The 16,922-nt window shown below is 46.1% G+C and carries 20 protein-coding genes and 1 pseudogene; 7 read left to right on the forward strand and 14 right to left on the reverse strand.

Features of this window, described 5'->3' with window-relative positions; all coding sequences use genetic code 11:
• Positions 1-10: 10 nt before the first annotated feature.
• From UJ203_RS12090 to UJ203_RS12100, 3 genes are all read right to left on the reverse strand, one after another.
• Positions 11-1,372: an MFS transporter gene (locus UJ203_RS12090; RefSeq protein ID WP_322011066.1), complete on the reverse strand. Its 1,362-nt coding sequence runs from the start codon at positions 1,370-1,372 to the stop codon at positions 11-13.
• Positions 1,369-1,935 carry a hydrolase gene (locus tag UJ203_RS12095; RefSeq protein WP_322011068.1) on the reverse strand — a complete coding sequence of 189 codons (567 nt, stop codon included), beginning with the start codon at positions 1,933-1,935 and terminating at the stop codon, positions 1,369-1,371. Before UJ203_RS12095 ends, UJ203_RS12090 begins: the two co-directional genes overlap by 4 nt.
• Positions 1,936-2,121: 186 nt before the next feature.
• Entirely contained in the window at positions 2,122-2,589 is a 468-nt protein-coding gene (locus tag UJ203_RS12100; protein ID WP_305934321.1) for a hypothetical protein, read from the reverse strand.
• Positions 2,590-2,871: 282 nt separating this feature from the next.
• Here UJ203_RS12100 and amtB point away from each other — a divergent pair, with 282 nt between their 5' ends.
• The 3 genes from amtB (at position 2,872) to bcrC (ending at position 5,213) form a co-directional block, all read left to right on the forward strand.
• A complete protein-coding gene (gene amtB / locus UJ203_RS12105; RefSeq protein ID WP_322011071.1) occupies positions 2,872-4,086 on the forward strand; it encodes an ammonium transporter AmtB in 1,215 nt (404 codons plus the stop codon).
• Positions 4,087-4,097: 11 nt separating this feature from the next.
• The gene (locus tag UJ203_RS12110) at positions 4,098-4,448 is read left to right on the forward strand and encodes a P-II family nitrogen regulator (protein ID WP_010332189.1); all 351 of its coding nucleotides are present in this window, start codon (positions 4,098-4,100) and stop codon (positions 4,446-4,448) included.
• A gap of 183 nt (positions 4,449-4,631) precedes the next feature.
• Positions 4,632-5,213, forward strand: coding sequence for an undecaprenyl-diphosphate phosphatase BcrC (bcrC, locus tag UJ203_RS12115; RefSeq protein WP_105954088.1), 582 nt, complete (start codon positions 4,632-4,634; stop codon positions 5,211-5,213).
• Positions 5,214-5,249: 36 nt separating this feature from the next.
• On the opposite strand, the pseudogene UJ203_RS12120 reads toward bcrC, so the two are convergent.
• Together UJ203_RS12120 and spoIIQ are read right to left on the reverse strand one after the other, a co-directional pair.
• A pseudogene (locus tag UJ203_RS12120) lies at positions 5,250-5,671 on the reverse strand (VanZ family protein).
• 109 nt (positions 5,672-5,780) lie between these two features.
• Entirely contained in the window at positions 5,781-6,653 is an 873-nt protein-coding gene (spoIIQ, locus tag UJ203_RS12125; RefSeq protein ID WP_024123130.1) for a stage II sporulation protein spoIIQ, read from the reverse strand.
• 134 nt (positions 6,654-6,787) lie between these two features.
• Between spoIIQ and UJ203_RS12130 the strand changes: the two genes are divergently transcribed.
• Positions 6,788-7,285, forward strand: coding sequence for a GNAT family N-acetyltransferase (locus tag UJ203_RS12130; protein WP_044159687.1), 498 nt, complete (start codon positions 6,788-6,790; stop codon positions 7,283-7,285).
• A complete protein-coding gene (locus UJ203_RS12135; RefSeq protein ID WP_105990822.1) occupies positions 7,282-7,800 on the forward strand; it encodes a DUF5362 family protein in 519 nt (172 codons plus the stop codon). Before UJ203_RS12130 ends, UJ203_RS12135 begins: the two co-directional genes overlap by 4 nt.
• 27 nt (positions 7,801-7,827) lie before the next feature.
• On the opposite strand, the gene UJ203_RS12140 is transcribed toward UJ203_RS12135, so the two are convergent.
• Positions 7,828-8,265, reverse strand: a complete 438-nt coding sequence (locus tag UJ203_RS12140; RefSeq protein ID WP_024123133.1) for a DUF5392 family protein — start codon at positions 8,263-8,265, stop codon at positions 7,828-7,830.
• Positions 8,266-8,508: 243 nt separating this feature from the next.
• Between UJ203_RS12140 and cls the strand changes: the two genes are divergently transcribed.
• The gene (gene cls / locus UJ203_RS12145; protein ID WP_024123134.1) at positions 8,509-9,957 is read left to right on the forward strand and encodes a cardiolipin synthase; all 1,449 of its coding nucleotides are present in this window, start codon (positions 8,509-8,511) and stop codon (positions 9,955-9,957) included.
• 297 nt (positions 9,958-10,254) lie between these two features.
• Positions 10,255-10,644 carry a DUF5362 family protein gene (locus UJ203_RS12150; protein WP_024123135.1) on the forward strand — a complete coding sequence of 130 codons (390 nt, stop codon included), beginning with the start codon at positions 10,255-10,257 and terminating at the stop codon, positions 10,642-10,644.
• Positions 10,645-10,681: 37 nt separating this feature from the next.
• Here UJ203_RS12150 and UJ203_RS12155 read toward each other — a convergent pair whose 3' ends face one another.
• From UJ203_RS12155 to urtC, 8 genes are all read right to left on the reverse strand, one after another.
• Complete coding sequence (locus UJ203_RS12155) at positions 10,682-11,323, reverse strand: NAD(P)-dependent oxidoreductase (protein WP_322011079.1); 642 nt, start codon at positions 11,321-11,323, stop codon at positions 10,682-10,684.
• 67 nt (positions 11,324-11,390) lie between these two features.
• Complete coding sequence (locus UJ203_RS12160; protein WP_024123137.1) at positions 11,391-11,792, reverse strand: Rrf2 family transcriptional regulator; 402 nt, start codon at positions 11,790-11,792, stop codon at positions 11,391-11,393.
• Between the two features lie 133 nt (positions 11,793-11,925).
• Positions 11,926-13,635: an urease subunit alpha gene (gene ureC / locus UJ203_RS12165; protein WP_069486802.1), complete on the reverse strand. Its 1,710-nt coding sequence runs from the start codon at positions 13,633-13,635 to the stop codon at positions 11,926-11,928.
• Complete coding sequence (gene ureB, locus UJ203_RS12170; RefSeq protein WP_024123139.1) at positions 13,632-14,006, reverse strand: urease subunit beta; 375 nt, start codon at positions 14,004-14,006, stop codon at positions 13,632-13,634. The genes ureC and ureB overlap by 4 nt, the downstream gene beginning before the upstream one ends.
• The gene (ureA, locus tag UJ203_RS12175) at positions 14,003-14,320 is read right to left on the reverse strand and encodes an urease subunit gamma (RefSeq protein ID WP_024123140.1); all 318 of its coding nucleotides are present in this window, start codon (positions 14,318-14,320) and stop codon (positions 14,003-14,005) included. Before ureA ends, ureB begins: the two co-directional genes overlap by 4 nt.
• A gap of 101 nt (positions 14,321-14,421) precedes the next feature.
• Positions 14,422-15,123, reverse strand: a complete 702-nt coding sequence (urtE, locus tag UJ203_RS12180) for an urea ABC transporter ATP-binding subunit UrtE (protein ID WP_322011085.1) — start codon at positions 15,121-15,123, stop codon at positions 14,422-14,424.
• A complete protein-coding gene (gene urtD, locus UJ203_RS12185; protein ID WP_322011087.1) occupies positions 15,120-15,869 on the reverse strand; it encodes an urea ABC transporter ATP-binding protein UrtD in 750 nt (249 codons plus the stop codon). The genes urtE and urtD overlap by 4 nt, the downstream gene beginning before the upstream one ends.
• Entirely contained in the window at positions 15,844-16,914 is a 1,071-nt protein-coding gene (gene urtC / locus UJ203_RS12190) for an urea ABC transporter permease subunit UrtC (RefSeq protein ID WP_322011089.1), read from the reverse strand. The genes urtD and urtC overlap by 26 nt, the downstream gene beginning before the upstream one ends.
• Between the last annotated feature and the right edge of the window lie 8 nt (positions 16,915-16,922).

Below are 16,922 nucleotides of genomic sequence, written 5' to 3' on the forward strand. Positions count from 1 at the left end.
GTCTCTTTTCTCATGATCTTGTTTTCATTAAGGCGGTGAATCTCAAAGCCATGAAGAGACTCAATGCGCCTACAGCAATAAGGATCATTCCCATGATATCAAAATGAGCCGCTGTAATCTCTTTACCGAACAGGAGGCCCAGAATCACAGAGGATAAAATTGAGCCGAGGTAACGGCACGTTTGGAACAGGCCCGAGGTCGTTCCCACCATGTCTGAAGGGCTCGTTTTCAGCATCGCCGCCTGAAGCGCCACGTTTCCAAGTCCGTAACCGATGCCGAGCAGCGACAGGATCAAGCCTTTCCCGATGACCGGAACGCTGATAAAAAAGACCGTTAAGAGTACAGCGCCGGCCGTCATCAGAAGCGCCCCCGCCAAAATCGGCTTGATGACTCCCGATCGGTCAATCCACTTGCCTGTAATGGGCGATACAGCGATGCTCATTCCTGACATGAACAGCATAAACAGACCGCTCGTTTGGACAGAAAGATGCATTTCATCCTGAAAATAACTCGGCAGGCCGAAAAATAAACAGTAGAAGAATACATTGAGTAAAATAAACTGAACGTATACCGCTGACAGGCTTCGCTGCGTTTTAAACAAACGGACATTAATAAACGGCTTATCCGCTTTCAGCTCACGCCAGATAAATGCGACAAGCAGAATGATACCAATCACACCTTCTGACGCATGCGGGGATGTGCTGAATGAAAGCAAAAAGGACAAAAGCAAAATAATCCCTCCGGCAAACAAAAGGATTCCCGGAACATCAAGCTGCCGGATAACCGCTCTGATCCCCACCCCTTTTTTCTGATCCTTCGGGAACATGTACATCCCCAATAGGAAGCTGAGGATAATAAACGGCAGATTGACGATAAAAATCGCCGGCCAGCCGCCCCACACAATCAAAAAGCCGCCAACTGTAGGCCCCAGCGCCGTCATTGCAGACGCAAATATAGACAGCACCGCCAAGGCTGAAGCCTGACGCTCATGTATGTGACTTCGTATCAGCCCGACTCCCGACGGATAAATCGCACTGCTCCCCACCGATTGAAACAGCCGCATGACCAATAATGTCATAAAGGTTGGCGCAAAGGGCGCCCCGATGGCAGAAACCGCCACAAGAATAAGCCCGAATAAAAACAAACTTTTGCGCCCAATCAAATCGCCAAGCTTTCCCGTCACGGGCTGGGCCACAGCACTCGCCAAATAGAACGAGGAGATCAGCCAGGAAACCGTTGTAAATGACAGGTGAAACTCATGCTGGATGCTGTGGAGCGCCAGAGAAATCATAGACGAGTTCAGCGGATTCAGCATCGTTCCTGAAGCTACCGCCGTTAAAAAGACAGCACGGCTCTTTTTTGATATTTTCATTTCACTTGTGATAAAAATTCTTCTGTTGTCCGCGATTTACCGATTCTCGGAAAAATAAAACGCAGTGTGGCTTCATGCTCTTCCTCACTGAACGTGGACATCGCGTCAGTAATAAAAATCTGCTGATAGCCAAGCTGAAAGGCCTCGCGAGCCGTACTTTCCACTCCGATATTTGTGGCAATGCCGCACAGTACAATGGTATCAATGCCGCGGCGTCTCAGCTGCAAATCTAAGTCCGTGCCGAAAAATGCGCCCCATTGGCGTTTGGTCACTGTGTAATCTCCGTCCTGCACACCGATTTCCGGAACAAATTCCGCCCAATCCGCCGGCATTTCACCTGAACCTCCCTGCGCCTGTTCATCCGTTTCCGTCTTTAGCGCATCCGCTCCGTCATGGAAGGCTACATTCACAAAGCTGATAAAGCCGTTATGTTTCCGGAATTCATCAACAAGCTTTTTCGCATTCGGGACAACCTGTCCGCTTTTATCTATTGGCACGATTCCTTTTTGCAGATCAATGATAACCAATGCTGTGTTTTGAAAATGAATGTTAAGTGTGTTCATTTGCGTTTCCTCCTGATGCTGTTAGTGTTTCTCGCATTCCATATTTTACTCTTCACTTCACATGAATTCTTGCAAGACGCTTGTGAAATTCTTAGGAGAATCGCTTAACTCACGATTTTTCTTTTATATAAAAATAAAAGGTGGTGCATACAAACATACCGGCAAGCACTGTGATCATAAAAGTTGTCATAGCTTCGTCACCTGCCTGCCGTTAATCGGCTGCTGATTAAACATGCCCATAAATTTGCGGCGGTCAATCCAAAGCAGAATCAAACACATGAACATTAATATCGTACTGAGATCCTGCACGCCAATATCAAAACAATAGTTAATCATGACGATGTTCACAATAATCGGCATAAATACAACGGCACCTAACGCAGATGTTCTTGGAATCAACAGCAAAACCGCAGCAATGATTTCTCCAAAGCCTATAAATACTTCATAGACATGAGAATAACCAAAAAATGTCCACGCAATTGTAAATCCCTTTCCCTTTCCCACCGCAGCTGCAATTTCAGGTGTTACTCCCCCAAACTGCCCTATGACCACTTTCGCCAGGCCGTACACAACAAAATTAAAGGCCAAAAACAACCGGAATGTCGCCGGAATGGACTTTCTTAACGCTCTCAGCAGCCTGCTGCCTTTATTCATATCGCATCCCCCTTAGTGTATTATATTGACTAGTACACTTAATACACTATACATAATTCTATTTATTGTCAATTCCCTTTTTTCTCATAAAAACAGAATTATTTTATAGACATAAAGTCTTGTATGGCAAATATCGTTTTTTCTTTCTTCGCCCGCATCGATAACACACACTAAAAAAACATGTTAGGAAATCTCACATGAAAATGTTTTATCATTCTTTTTTCTCTATAATGAAGAAATATAATAATTGCTTTTATTCTGAAAGATACGGAGGAATGAGACATGCAAATGGGCGATACAGTATTTATGTTCTTTTGCGCTTTACTCGTGTGGCTGATGACCCCGGGGTTAGCGTTATTTTATGGAGGAATGGTAAAAAGCAAAAATGTGCTGAGTACAGCAATGCACAGTTTCTCTTCCATTGCCATCGTTTCCATCGTTTGGGTGCTGTTCGGATATACACTTGCCTTCGCACCAGGCAATTCAATCATTGGCGGACTGGATTGGGCCGGTCTGAAAGGGGTTGGATTTGATCCGGGTGATTACAGCGACACGATTCCCCATTCATTATTTATGATGTTTCAAATGACGTTCGCGGTTCTGACAACTGCTATCATTTCCGGGGCTTTCGCAGAACGGATGCGATTCGGCGCTTTTCTTTTATTCTCGGTTTTATGGGCTTCATTGGTTTACACACCGGTTGCTCACTGGGTATGGGGCGGCGGCTGGATCGGCCAGCTTGGCGCACTTGATTTCGCGGGCGGAAACGTTGTTCATATTTCCTCCGGGGTGGCCGGCCTTGTTCTGGCTATCGTGCTCGGCAAACGGAAAGACGGCACAGCGTCTTCTCCGCATAACCTCATTTACACCTTCTTGGGAGGCGCCCTGATTTGGTTCGGCTGGTTCGGTTTTAACGTCGGCAGCGCCCTGACATTAAACGCTGTGGCCATGTACGCCTTTATTAATACAAACACGGCAGCCGCAGCGGGGATTGCCGGCTGGATATTGGTTGAATGGATCATCAACAAAAAACCGACGATGCTCGGCGCAGTATCCGGAGCAATCGCAGGGCTTGTGGCCATCACACCGGCGGCCGGGTTTGTCACACCGTTTTCTTCCATTATCATTGGCATCATCGGCGGAGCGGTTTGCTTCTGGGGGGTCTTCTCGCTTAAACAGAAATTCGGGTATGATGACGCGCTTGACGCCTTTGGCCTGCACGGCATCGGCGGCACATGGGGCGGCATCGCGACGGGATTGTTCGCAACAACTTCAGTCAACTCCGCTGGTGCAGACGGTTTATTCTACGGGGATGCAAGTTTAATCTGGAAACAAATCGTAGCGATCGCTGCCACTTATGTTTTTGTATTTATTGTCACTTTCGTTATTATTAAAATAGTAGGCCTCTTCCTTCCCCTTCGCGCAACCGAAGAAGAAGAATCCCTTGGGCTTGACTTAACAATGCACGGGGAAAAAGCATATCAAGATTCTATGTGAGGAGTGACGTTATGAGCGGTCAAATGTTCAAGGTAGAAATTGTAACGCGTCCGGCAAATTTTGAAAAGCTGAAGCAGGAACTCGGAAAAATCGGGGTCACCTCTCTGACCTTCTCCAATGTTCACGGCTGCGGGCTTCAAAAAGCACATACGGAGCTTTATCGAGGGGTAAAAATCGAAAGCAATGTATATGAACGTTTAAAAATCGAAATCGTGGTCAGCAAGGTTCCTGTTGATCAAGTAACTGAGACCGCTAAGAGGGTTCTGAAAACGGGATCACCGGGTGACGGTAAAATCTTTGTCTATGAAATCGGCAATACAATTAATATCCGCACCGGCGAAGAAGGACCTGAAGCGCTGTAATATCGTTAAGAGATTCGGACACTCCGGATCTCTTTTTTTCGCGCGGAGAAAAAACCCCCAGAAACCGTGATGCCCATTCGAATCCTCTTCAAGCGCCATGATTTCAGACAATCTCTATTTTTATTTGAAACTTTTTCTGAGTAAGATGAGTCTACTTAATATAAAAATGTAAAAGGTGATTATTTGAATTACGAAATATTTAAAGCTATCCATGGATTATCTCATCACAATTCTGTTCTCGATTCCATTATGGTTTTCATAACGGAATACGCGATCGTTGCCTATGCGCTTATCTTATTGGTGATGTGGCTGTTCGGGAATACACAAAGCAGAAAGAACGTGCTTTACGCAGGAATTACGGGAATTGCGGGTCTTGTGATCAATTACTTGATTACACAAGTTTATGTTGAACCGCGCCCTTTCGTCGCTCACACGGTTCATACGCTGATCCCGCACGATGCGGATGCTTCTTTTCCAAGTGACCACACAACGGGAGCGCTAGCCATTTCGATCGCAATGCTTTTCAGAAACCGCAAAATCGGCTGGCCGCTCGTCATCTTCGGGCTTTTGACCGGTTTTTCACGAATTTGGGTAGGACATCACTATCCGGTAGATGTGTTGGGCAGCCTTGTTGTCGCGATCATTATCGGGTTCCTGTTCTTTAGATTTTCAGATCTTCTTCGCCCGTTCGTTGATTTCATCGTTCGAATCTATGAAGCGATTATCAACAAGATTACGAAAAAACCAACCGATCAAAATTTCTAAGCAAAAAAGCCGGCCTCTGAATGCAGAGCGCCGGCTTTAATATTTTTCATACACCTCATGTTTATTCCGCTTTGCGATAACAAATAATCCAAGAAACAGGGCAATCCCAACACTGTCAATGAGCACATCCCGGATACAGCCGTTTCTGCTGAAGAAAAGCTGAATGATTTCCGTAAAAACGGCAAACACAAATGCTCCGGCCGAGGCCCATTTTATACGGCTCCATTGCTTCCAGAGCAAATATGTCAGCACGAAAAAAGAAAACGCGTGCCCGATTTTTTGAATCACAGCTTCGGGCGTAGTCAGCTGAGTAAAATCCATGTCTAAAAAACGGGTTAGATCAGGATGCGGATTCAGTGAAATGCCACTGTCTGCGACACCACCATATCACTGAATCTTTCTGTACAGACAGAGAGTAAAATGAAGAAGATCCAGCCTGCGAGTAATAGACGATGCATAAAAACAGCCTCCTTTCCAGCGGCAGCTTGTGCATGTAAATACATAGACGGCACAGTGAAACAAAAAGTAACAAAAAAACGCCTATCACACCGATAGACGTTTTCTTCATTAGGACTGTTCAGTGCCTTCTGTTGTGCTGCTTTCTTTGGAACCTGATTTGTCAGTTGAATCATCCGTTTTGTCCTCGGATTTTTCGTCAGTTCCTTTTTCAGTCGAACCATCCTTTTTTTCTGATGATTGCTGAATGGATTCTTCTGTTTCCTCAGTTGCAGCTTTTTCTTCTGCAGCTGCCGCTTTTTCAATAGAAGAAACCGGCTTGTCCATAAAGTTCAGCGGGTTCATAGCAACTCCGTCTTTACGGATTTCAAAGTGTACGTGGTTGCCGCTTTCTTCGCTGTAAAGGTTCTTGCCAGACTTTCCGATGACCTGGTTTTGCTTCACCTTATCGCCTTGCTCAACACCTACTTCAGAAAGTGATTGATACACAGTAGATAACCCATCAGCATGTTCGATTTCCACAACATATCCCAGCACTGGATCTTTTTCAGCTTTCACAACCGTACCGCTTAGAGAAGCAGAAACATCGAAATCTTTTCCGTCTTTCTCAGCTAAGTCAATTCCTTTGCTTAGGCTGTACGTGTTATTATAGGTAACGAGTGCTGCTTCTTTTTCTTCTTTTGCGGCATCAGTTTCATAGAACTTTTTCACAACAGAAACGTTTTCAGAATCAACAACCGGCATTGCGACATTTTCCATAGACTTTCCTACTTCAACTGCATCGTCGTTGTTGTCATACGCGGAGCTTCCGCCGTTATCAGCTAACTGATCCTTTACCTCATCATTTGATACAGATTGATACCAAAGGACAGCTGTTAAAATGACGGCCGCACTGACTAAGTAAATTGCAGGGAACACCCAGCGTTTACGAAAAAACTGCTGAAGTTTTTTGACTTGAGAAGTTTTCTTTTCTTCCTCTCTCATTGTTTCATCACCTCAGCAACATTCTGAACACTTTTCTGAAAATATATACACCGATATAAAAAACTTTTTTAGATATAGTTTGTGCAGGCTGATAAGAAAGTATGTCATTTTTTTGAGAGGAGAACCAAATACGTATGAACTTAACATTACGTCTTGCTGAAAAAAAGGATATAGAAGCAGTTGTAGCGATTTATAACTCTACGATTGCCTCACGAATGGTAACAGCCGATACTGAACCGGTAACTCCGGAAGACCGGATGGCATGGTTTTTGGGACATACAGACGAACGGCCGCTATATGTTGCTGAGGATGAAAGCGGTGACGTGGCTGCCTGGATCAGCTTTGAAAGATTTTACGGCAGGCCTGCTTATAATAAAACAGCCGAGATCAGCATATACATTCATGAATCATGCCGCGGCAAAGGCGCCGGAACGCATTTGCTTCAGGAAGCGCTCCGCATCGCGCCGGAGCTCGGCATCCGCTCGCTTATGGCCTTCATTTTCGGACATAATAAGCCTAGCCTGAAGCTGTTTGAAAAGCACGGTTTCAAGGAATGGGGGTTATTCCCCGGCATTGCCGAAATGGACGGCAAGCGATATGACTTAAAAATATTAGGGAGAGAGCTATCATGATTAGTCTTGATAAAGATGAAAACCATATTGAAAATCACCACGAGGAAAACAGCGTGATCGAGCAGGAGAACAACAGCACAGAGGGCGAAAAACGGGAGCTGAGCGCTGCTGCTGTCAAATCGCTTTCAGACATTGCAAAGTGGGGCAAAATAACAGGAATTCTTTTGATTGTCATGGGCGCGCTGGCTGCCCTGTCGGCTTTAATGACAGTTATAGGCGCTATTCCAGGTGTTCTGCTCATTATTTCAGGCGTATTTCTGATGCGGTCAGCAAAATCAGCAAAAGAGGCGAGCGGAAATCTGACCGGCAGTGCGGGTGAAAGCATGCTGGAGAACTACGGAAAATTTATTAAAATGCAATTATTCTACGCTGCATCAAGTATCGCCGCAGGCCTTATCGGAATCATTCTGCTCATTTTCTTCCTCGTATTTGTCGGCATCGCCGCTTTTGAGGATATGGATACGTATGAAGACCCGGATTCCTATTATTATGAAGATGAGCCCGTATTTGAATAAAAAGAGCTGACCCATGTCAGCTCTTTTTTAATACAGCATTTTCTTGCGTCTGTCTTCTTCAGTCAAAAACTCAACAAAGCTCCGCATCGCAAACGGTTCTTCCTTGATCTGGCGCGTATACGTGTTTTTGCGCTCTTCTGAAAGAATTTCGCTCTTTTTGATTCTGTTCAGCATATAGATATGAACGGTCTTTTGAATTTGTTTATGCTGATAGCCCGCTTCTTTAAAAAATGCTAATCCAAGTGCAGCAAGAAGCGCAAAAAGTCCGGCGCTGATCAGAGACTCTCTGTCTGCTGAAGCATGAAAAAGGAAAGCAGCCAAATTAAAGAGAGAGAATGCAGCAAGCGGAACAGCAAGAAAACGGTAGATGACAGTTTTCTTCATTAAAGGTTGTACAGCCTTTTGAATTTTTTGCATTTCTGTTTTAATGAACCCCGGCATTTGTTCAATTCTGTAAAAGTTCATGTAATTCTCCCCCTTTATTTGATTTTGCAAGGCTTCACGAACGTTATCATATGAGTTTATTTTAACGCAGGTGCAAGCTGGTTTTAAAGAAATCTGCCCGTGTTTTTCGCGAAGAATCTGGATCAACACACTTTATTCTTTTAAAAAGTCAGTGTTATAATTTGTAATGGGAATCAGATTGCTGTTATTCATGGAATACTAATGGCAATCTTCTTGATAAATATGAATTAGCGGGGTTACAAAGTGAGTATTTCTTCCATCCTTTTGTCACTTTTTTTCATTTTGAATATTCTTTTGGCCATCATTGTCATATTCAAAGAACGGCGCGATGCCAGTGCATCATGGGCTTGGCTGCTTGTTCTTTTCTTTATTCCCGTTTTAGGCTTTATTTTATACCTATTATTCGGTCATAATCTCAGACGCAAGCATTTGTTTCAATGGGAGGATCGAAAGAAAATCGGAATCGAAAAGCTGCTGCAGCATCAGCTTGAAGAATTAGAAAACAGGCAATTTCAGTTCAACAACCGGGCAACCTTTGATAATAAGGATTTAATATATATGCTCATCATGAATAATCACGCTGTCTTTACAGAGGATAATTCAGTTGATGTCATAACAGACGGACGTGATAAGTTTCAGCGGCTTTTACATGACATATCAAAGGCAAAGGATCATATCCATCTACAATATTATATTTACAAAGGTGATGAATTAGGAAAAAAATTGCGGGACGCCCTCATTCAAAAAGCGAAAGAAGGTGTTCAGGTCAGGGTTTTGTATGATGAGCTCGGGTCCAGAACGCTGCGCAAAAAGTTTTTTAAAGAACTGCGTGAGGCCGGCGGGCATGTGGAGGTCTTTTTCCCTTCAAAGCTCAGGCCGATTAACCTTCGGCTGAATTACCGCAATCATCGAAAGCTCGTTATCATAGACGGCATAACCGGTTATGTCGGAGGGTTTAATGTCGGGGATGAATATCTTGGCCTCAATCCGAAGTTCGGCTATTGGCGCGATACCCATATTCGATTGCAGGGAACGGCCGTTCACGCCATTCAGACACGATTCATCCTTGACTGGAACCAAGCCTCACATCATCATACGCTCACCTATATCCCGAACCACTTTCCCGATTGCAGCCCAAAGGGAAACGTCGGGATGCAGATTGTTACGAGCGGGCCCGATTCCGAATGGGAACAAATTAAAAACGGCTACATCAAAATGATTTCAAACGCCAAGCGGAACATTTTGATACAGACACCTTATTTTATTCCGGACGCAAGCCTGCTGGATGCATTGAGAATCGCGTGCCTGTCAGGCATTGATGTTAACATTATGATACCGAACAAGCCTGATCATGCTTTTGTATACTGGGCCACGCTTTCATATATCGGTGATCTTTTAAAAGCCGGAGCCACCGTCTATATTTACGATAATGGCTTTATCCATGCGAAAACAATTGTTGTGGATGACGAAATTGCGTCGGTCGGTACAGCGAATATCGACGTCCGAAGCTTCAGGCTGAATTTTGAGGTTAATGCATTTATTTATGATATCAACATTGCCAAAAAACTGGTTTCTACATTTAAAGAAGATTTGCTCGTATCCAGAAAATACACCTACGAGGAATATCAGCAGCGATCATTATGGATCCGCATCAAGGAATCCGTGTCACGGCTGCTGTCGCCGATTTTATAAGATATGCCAATCCCCCCGGCCTTTATGGCCGGGGTTTTTCAGCATGGTCATAATCTATCATCACGCACCCCGTAAAAACGCGCGTGACCTTTCCCATATAGCGTGCAACCGTAATAAAAAATCACTAATATGATCACGGTATTAATCAACAGCGGCTTGCACCTCCGGATCGTCAGGCCAAACTCCATTCACTCCGCGGCAAAATCAATTCACTATTTTTATTTCTTTATACAAAACTTCTCACAAATAGTGTATAAAAGAAAAGTGAGTATTTTTTTGTAAAGGGGACCCGTGTCAATGAATCCGGAAACGGTCAACAAAACCCTCATCAGTATTTCAAAATGGGGAAAAGCAACAGGCATTTTATTTATTATTATGGGCGCTTTTACTGCGCTTTCAGGCGCTTTCTTTTTTCTTATCGGCGCAGTGCCGGGCGTACTGCAAATCATTTCAGGCATCTTTTTGATGCGGTCAGCAAAAGAAGCAGGCTTAATGGCTGAAAAGCATAGCGGGCAATCTGAGGATTTAATGCTGGAGAACTATGCGAAATTTGTAAAGATGCAAGGGATTTATTTAATCGTGAGCATCGCTGTATCGATTCTGGCGATCATCGCATTCTTCATCTTTCTCATGCTTGGAATTGCCGACGGCATATTCAGCGATTATGATACGTACAGCACCTATTAATTAGAAAAACCCGGAGCGTCCTCCGGGTTTTTTCTTGTTATTCCGCTTCGCTTACTACTGTGAAGCGTTCATTTTTGTGTGACGGATGTTCAAGCTCATCCAAAACAGCAATCGCATAATCGGCATAGCTGATATAACTGTCGCCTTTTGCGTTTACGATCACATTGTCTTTTCCTTTTTGGTAAAATCCCGTCCGCTTTCCTGCCGGATCAAAAAACGCCGCCGGGCTGAGGAACGTCCAGGAAATTGAGTCTGCCTTTTGCAGGTCTTTCAGGTTCTCTCCTTGATTTGATGCAGTCGGAAGATATTCTTTCGGGAATTCTGGTGTATCCATTAAACGTGTTGTTTTGGCTTCATCAACGAACAGGCTTCCCGCTCCGCCGACGACAAACAATCTTGTATGTTTTGCATCCTTTAGCAGGCTGATTAATGTTCTGCCTGCTTCAACATGAAGATGTTCCTGGCCAGGCGCAGCTCCAAAAGCGTTCACGAGTGCATCGAAAGGCTTGAGATCTTCCGCTGTCAGTTCAAAAACATCTTTCTCCAAAATCGCTGTGTCCTGCTCCTGCACTTTAGATGCATTTCGGACAATGGCCGTTACCTCGTGGCCTCTTTCCTTCGCTTCTTTCAAAATCAGACTTCCCGCTTTTCCGCTTGCACCGATAATTCCTATTTTCATTTTTGATTTCCTCCTTATTTGTAACAATTTTAGTTACATGTCAGTGGTGAGAAGTCATCCCTTTTGATCAAAAGAGATGATTCATTACATCTTTTAATGACTTGCTTGCCAGCTCATTTTCCATCGCTTTTTGCACACTTTCAAATGTCTCATCCAGCGCGCACTGAATTTTTTTGCCTACCGGACACTTCGGGTTCGGGTTTTCATGAACCGCAAATAGTTCCTCTTGGTTTTGAACAGCCCGATATACTTCTAAAAGAGAAATATCAGCCGGATCTTTTTTGAGGCTCGCGCCCGGCACCCCGGCGCGTGATGTGAGAATATCGCCCTTTTTCAGCAGGCTGATCATCCTTCTTACAACAACCGGGTTGGTGTTGACACTGTCAGCGATGATTTCCGAAGACGCTTTTTCATCCATCGAAATGAGAGATAAAATATGAATGGCGACAGCAAGACGGCTGTTAATCATGTTTTTTCACCACCGTTGTAACTATAATAGTTACATTAAATTCGTTTGTCAACATATAATATACACTAAATTTGCGCTTCTTGCGCATCCGTTAAGTCAATAAAACGGCCGGATGCACTCCGGCCGTGTCTTGTCAGAATAAGAAATATCGCTGTCCCAGCGGAACATAATCGACAGGCTGGCAGGACAATTCTTCTCCGTCAGCAAAGACCTGATACGTTTTCGGATCGACTTCAATCTTCGGCAAAGCAGCATTTAATTTCATATCCAGCTTGCTCAGCTTGCGGATGTTTTTCACAGGAGAAATTCTTTTTTCCAGCCCTAACCTTTCCGCCACACCGCTTTCAATGCCCGCCTGGGACATAAATGTGATGGAAGTTGAGCGGTTGGCTTTACCATAGGAAGCATACATTTGGCGCATGAACACCGGTTCCGGAGTCGGGATAGACGCGTTCGGATCCCCCATTTGCGCGCGTGCTATCATGCCGCCCTTTAAGACCAATTCCGGTTTCACGCCGAAAAATACAGGATCCCACAGGACAAGGTCAGCGAGCTTTCCTTTTTCTACAGAACCGACTTCATGGCTGAGGCCGTGAGTAATTGCCGGATTAATCGTATATTTGGCAATGTAGCGTTTCGCACGTACGTTATCGTTTCCGTTTTCTCCAATGAGAGCGCCGCGCTGTTTTTTCATTTTGTCAGCCACCTGCCAAGTGCGGATAATGACTTCGCCAACCCGCCCCATTGCTTGGGAATCCGATGATGTCATGCTGATCGCGCCGATATCATGGAGAATGTCCTCTGCCGCAATCGTCGCAGCCCTGATTCTGGAATGGCTGAACGCCACGTCCTCGGGCACCTTCGCATCTAAATGGTGACAGACCATCATCATGTCAAGGTGCTCATCCATCGTATTGACGGTGTAAGGAATTGTCGGCGTTGTGGATGACGGCAGAATGTTCGCGTAAGAGGCGAGCTTCATAATATCCGGAGCGTGGCCCCCGCCTGCTCCTTCAATGTGATATGTATGAATCACCCGGTCTCCGATTGCATCAAGCGTGTTTTCCAGGAAGCCCGCTTCATTGATCGTATCCGTATGGATTGCGACTTGAATATCGGCTTCATCCACAACTTCCATACACGTTTTGATAGCGCTTGGCGTCGTGCCCCAGTCTTCATGAAGCTTCAGGCCGATGGCGCCGGCTTCCACCTGTTCGATCAGCGGCGCTTTATCGGATGCATTCCCTTTTCCTAAGAAGCCGACATTGATCGGGAATTCCTCGGCCGCTTCCAGCATCCTTGCCATATACCATGCACCTGACGTACATGTTGTCGCTTTGCTTCCTGTAGCAGGTCCCGTTCCGCCTCCAAGAAGAGTCGTCACTCCTGAAGAAAGCGCAACTTCCATCTGCTGAGGACAAATAAAGTGAATGTGCGTATCCACTCCTCCAGCCGTTAAAATTTTGCCTTCACCGGAAATCACCTCTGTACCCGCACCGATGACCATATGCGGATCGACTCCATCCATGATATCGGGGTTGCCGCTTTTTCCGACACCCACGATCCGGCCGTCCTTTACACCGACATCCGCTTTAACAATGCCTGTGTAATCCAATAACACGACGTTGGTGATCACCAAATCCAAAGCGCCGTCTTTTCCTGTGATGCTGCCGTTTTGGCCCATGCCGTCACGGATCGTTTTTCCGCCTCCAAAGATCATTTCTTCACCATAAACAGTGAAGTCCTTTTCGACTTCGATCCATAAGTCCGTATCGCCCAATCTGATTTTATCGCCCGTTGTCGGACCAAACAGCTCCGCGTATTGCTCCCGTGACATTTTCATCGAATCACACCCTCCATCCAGCCGGCTTTCTTTAAGTTGGCTAACGTTTTTTCTTTCCCGCGTTCATCGATATACGTATCGGCCATTCCGTTCAGTCCTCTTACTGTTTTTCGTCCGCTGAATTCAACAAGCGTGACCGTTTTCTCCTCACCTGGCTCAAAACGGACCGATGTGCCTGACGGAATGTCGATACGCATGCCGATGGCTTGTTCGCGGTCAAACGATAGCGCACCATTGGCTTCCGCAAAATGAAAATGTGAACCGACCTGAATGGAACGTGATCCGGTGTTTTTCACCGCTATCTCCCGTGTCTGGCGGCCTTCGTTAATCGTAATGGTCCCCTCAGCAATCTGAAATGCTCCCGGCTTCATGACTTCACCTCCGCAGAAATCGGCTGGTGTACTGTGACAAGCTTCACTCCGTCAGGGAATGTAGCTTCCACCTGAATGCTGTCCAGCATCTCAGGCACGCCCTCCATGACATCTTTTTCAGTCAATACATGGCGGCCGGCTTCCATCAGCTCCGCCACTCCCTTTCCGTCACGCGCGCCTTCCATGATAAAACAGGTGAGATAAGCGGCAGCCTCGGGATAGTTCAGCAGAACGCCGCGCGCCTTTCGCTGTTTGGCTAATTCTCCCGCTGCAAAAATGAGCAATTTCTCTTGTTCAACCGGTGTCAGTTTCATCTTAGGTCCTCCTTATTATCGTCATTCATAAAGCGGATTGCGTTACATGAATCTCCGGAACGATGCAGGCGGGCCATCACCTCCCTTTCTCAGGATGCTGATCATACGGTGAGATGCCTTTCAAAACAGCGAGCCGTCTCTTCGTCAGCCTTTCCGTGAGCGACGACCGTTCCCCTGTCCATGACGTAAAGATAATCAGCGCACGTTAAGGCGTTCTCTAAGCTGTGTTCCACCAAAACAATTGCAGTCTCTTCTTTTCTGGAAATTTCTAAGATGACTTTTTGAATCAATTCCACGATTGAGGGCTGAATTCCTTCCATTGGTTCATCAAGTAAAATAATTTTTGGATTTCCCATCAGCGCTCTGGCAATCGCAAGCTGCTGCTGCTGTCCTCCGCTTAAATCGCCGCCTTTCCGGTCGAGCATGTCCTTCAAAACAGGAAACCACTGAAAAATCTCCTCCTTGATCCGCCCTCTCCGCTCCTTCTTAGGAAGCGGTTCTTCTCCGAGCAAAAGATTGTCGCGAACAGTTAAAGCGGAGAAGATGTCTCTCCCCTGGGGCACGTACGCAATTCCAGCTCTTGCCCGTTTTTCCGTCTTTTCGTTTTGAACAAACGTTTGATGAAAACGGATCTGCCCCTGTTTGGCCGGGATCAGGCCTATGATCGTTTTCAGCAAAGTGGATTTGCCGACTCCGTTTCGGCCTAATACAGCGACGATCTGCCCGGGGCGGACCTCCATACTGAGGTTATGCAAAACCATGGATTGATCGTAACCGGATGTCACATTACTGACCGCTATCATGACGCTCCGCTCCTTCCTAAATACACCGCTGCCACCTCTTCATTGCTTGTAATCTCATCCATCGATCCTTCACAAAGCACTCTCCCTTCATGCATCACCGTGACTTTTCTGGAAAACGAGCGGACAAATTCCATATCGTGCTCCACAATTAAAACGGAACACGTTTTGGCAATCTCCTCAAGGAGAGCCCCGGTTTTATCACGCTCTTTTCCCGTCATACCGGCGATCGGTTCATCCAGCAGCAAAAGCTTCGGCTCCATGGCGAGCTGCATGCCGATTTCGAGCCATTGTTTCTGCCCGTGTGACAGGCTGCCGGCTTCTGCATCCCGCTTCTCTTCTAACCCGATCAGCTTCAGGATGTCTGTCACCCTGCCACGCTGCTCTCTTGTCATACGCGCCATCAGCAGAGAGAGAATCGTTTTTTTCTGCTTCATGGCAAGTTCTATATTTTCAAACACGGTCAGCTGCGAAAAGACACTCGGAGCCTGAAACTTTCTGGCGATGCCCATTTTGGCGATCTGATATTCCGGAACCTTTGTCAGTTCAGCCGTTTCCTGAAACACAATCTCGCCCGAATGCGGCTTTGTTTTCCCGCAAATGATATCCAGCATGGTTGTTTTCCCGGCGCCATTCGGCCCAATCAAAAAGTGAATATCACGTTCCTGTACACTGATATCTGCCCCCTGCAGCGCCCAAAACCCGTCAAACTGAACCTTCACGTCACGGCAGATAAGTATCGGTTTCATATGCAGCCGCTCCTTTCTTTTTAGAGAAGGAAAACTGGGTTCCAAGCTTTTCAAACAGTCCGACAATCCCTCTTGGCAGATAAAGCACGACGATCATAAACAGCGCACCGAGGAAATACAGCCAAATGTCAGGATAATATTCGCTTAAATAGCTTTTCATGCCGTTCGTTAACAGCGCGCCCAGCACAGCTCCGAAAATGGAGTGCCTGCCGCCGATCGCCACCCACAGCACCATTTCCACTGAAGGGATGATGCCCATCATTTCCGGCGAGATCATCCCGTCCTGAAGCACAAACAGCATCCCGGCAATTCCCGCCATCGCAGCGGACACACAGTAAATAAACACTTTAAAAACGGTGGAATGATAACCGAAAAAACGCATCCTGTTCTCTCCGTCGCGAACCGCCTGCAAAAGCCGGCCAAAGCGGCTTCTCGTAAGAAACAAAGCGAACACAACAGTAAGGCCGAGAAAAAAGACTGTGGCAAAATACAGGATCTGCTTCAAGGCAGGATCAGCCAGAGAATATTGAAAAATCGTATAGAAGCTGGTAAGTCCATTGGTGCCGCCGGTGATTTCCTGGCTGCCGATGAACAGTGTGACCACCACAACGACGACAGCCTGTGATATCAAAGAGAAATAAACTCCCTTTATATTGTTGCGGAACGTAAAATAGCCGAGCAGAAACGCCAGTAGCACAGGCACAGCGACAGCCGCCGCAATTGCAGCGAAAGGGTGCCTGAACAAAGCCCAGATCCACGGCAGTTCGCTGACACCCGCCCACTCCATAAAATCAGGAATGCCGGACGGTGAGGCTTCTATTTTTAAATACATCGCCATGCAGTAGGCGCCCAATCCGAAAAAGACGCCGTGCCCCAAGCTTAAAATGCCTGTATATCCCCAAATCAGGCAAATGCCGACCGCCACAATCGCAAAGCATAAAAACTTCGCCAACAGCCCCAATCGAAACTCCTGAAGAAAGAACGGAGCGGCGATAAAAAGGGCAAACATCACAACATACGGACTGAATTGCGAAAACCGCTTCATCCGGCACC

It is taken from the genome of Bacillus sp. V26, from assembly GCF_034296245.1.
In the GTDB taxonomy this organism is placed as follows: Bacteria; Bacillota; Bacilli; order Bacillales; family Bacillaceae; genus Bacillus; species Bacillus halotolerans.

Bases quoted from the DNA above. Each gene is read 5' to 3' on its own strand.
- UJ203_RS12090 (WP_322011066.1), bottom strand. From the start codon at position 1,372: ATGAAAATATCAAAAAAGAGCCGTGCTGTCTTTTTAACGGCGGTAGCT.
- UJ203_RS12095 (WP_322011068.1), bottom strand. From the start codon at position 1,935: ATGAACACACTTAACATTCATTTTCAAAACACAGCATTGGTTATCATT.
- UJ203_RS12100 (WP_305934321.1), bottom strand. From the start codon at position 2,589: ATGAATAAAGGCAGCAGGCTGCTGAGAGCGTTAAGAAAGTCCATTCCG.
- amtB (WP_322011071.1), top strand. From the start codon at position 2,872: ATGCAAATGGGCGATACAGTATTTATGTTCTTTTGCGCTTTACTCGTG.
- UJ203_RS12110 (WP_010332189.1), top strand. From the start codon at position 4,098: ATGAGCGGTCAAATGTTCAAGGTAGAAATTGTAACGCGTCCGGCAAAT.
- spoIIQ (WP_024123130.1), bottom strand. From the start codon at position 6,653: ATGAGAGAGGAAGAAAAGAAAACTTCTCAAGTCAAAAAACTTCAGCAG.
- UJ203_RS12130 (WP_044159687.1), top strand. From the start codon at position 6,788: ATGAACTTAACATTACGTCTTGCTGAAAAAAAGGATATAGAAGCAGTT.
- UJ203_RS12135 (WP_105990822.1), top strand. From the start codon at position 7,282: ATGATTAGTCTTGATAAAGATGAAAACCATATTGAAAATCACCACGAG.
- UJ203_RS12140 (WP_024123133.1), bottom strand. From the start codon at position 8,265: ATGAACTTTTACAGAATTGAACAAATGCCGGGGTTCATTAAAACAGAA.
- UJ203_RS12150 (WP_024123135.1), top strand. From the start codon at position 10,255: ATGAATCCGGAAACGGTCAACAAAACCCTCATCAGTATTTCAAAATGG.
- UJ203_RS12155 (WP_322011079.1), bottom strand. From the start codon at position 11,323: ATGAAAATAGGAATTATCGGTGCAAGCGGAAAAGCGGGAAGTCTGATT.
- UJ203_RS12160 (WP_024123137.1), bottom strand. From the start codon at position 11,792: ATGATTAACAGCCGTCTTGCTGTCGCCATTCATATTTTATCTCTCATT.
- ureC (WP_069486802.1), bottom strand. From the start codon at position 13,635: ATGAAAATGTCACGGGAGCAATACGCGGAGCTGTTTGGTCCGACAACG.
- ureB (WP_024123139.1), bottom strand. From the start codon at position 14,006: ATGAAGCCGGGAGCATTTCAGATTGCTGAGGGGACCATTACGATTAAC.
- ureA (WP_024123140.1), bottom strand. From the start codon at position 14,320: ATGAAACTGACACCGGTTGAACAAGAGAAATTGCTCATTTTTGCAGCG.
- urtE (WP_322011085.1), bottom strand. From the start codon at position 15,123: ATGATAGCGGTCAGTAATGTGACATCCGGTTACGATCAATCCATGGTT.
- urtD (WP_322011087.1), bottom strand. From the start codon at position 15,869: ATGAAACCGATACTTATCTGCCGTGACGTGAAGGTTCAGTTTGACGGG.
- urtC (WP_322011089.1), bottom strand. From the start codon at position 16,914: ATGAAGCGGTTTTCGCAATTCAGTCCGTATGTTGTGATGTTTGCCCTT.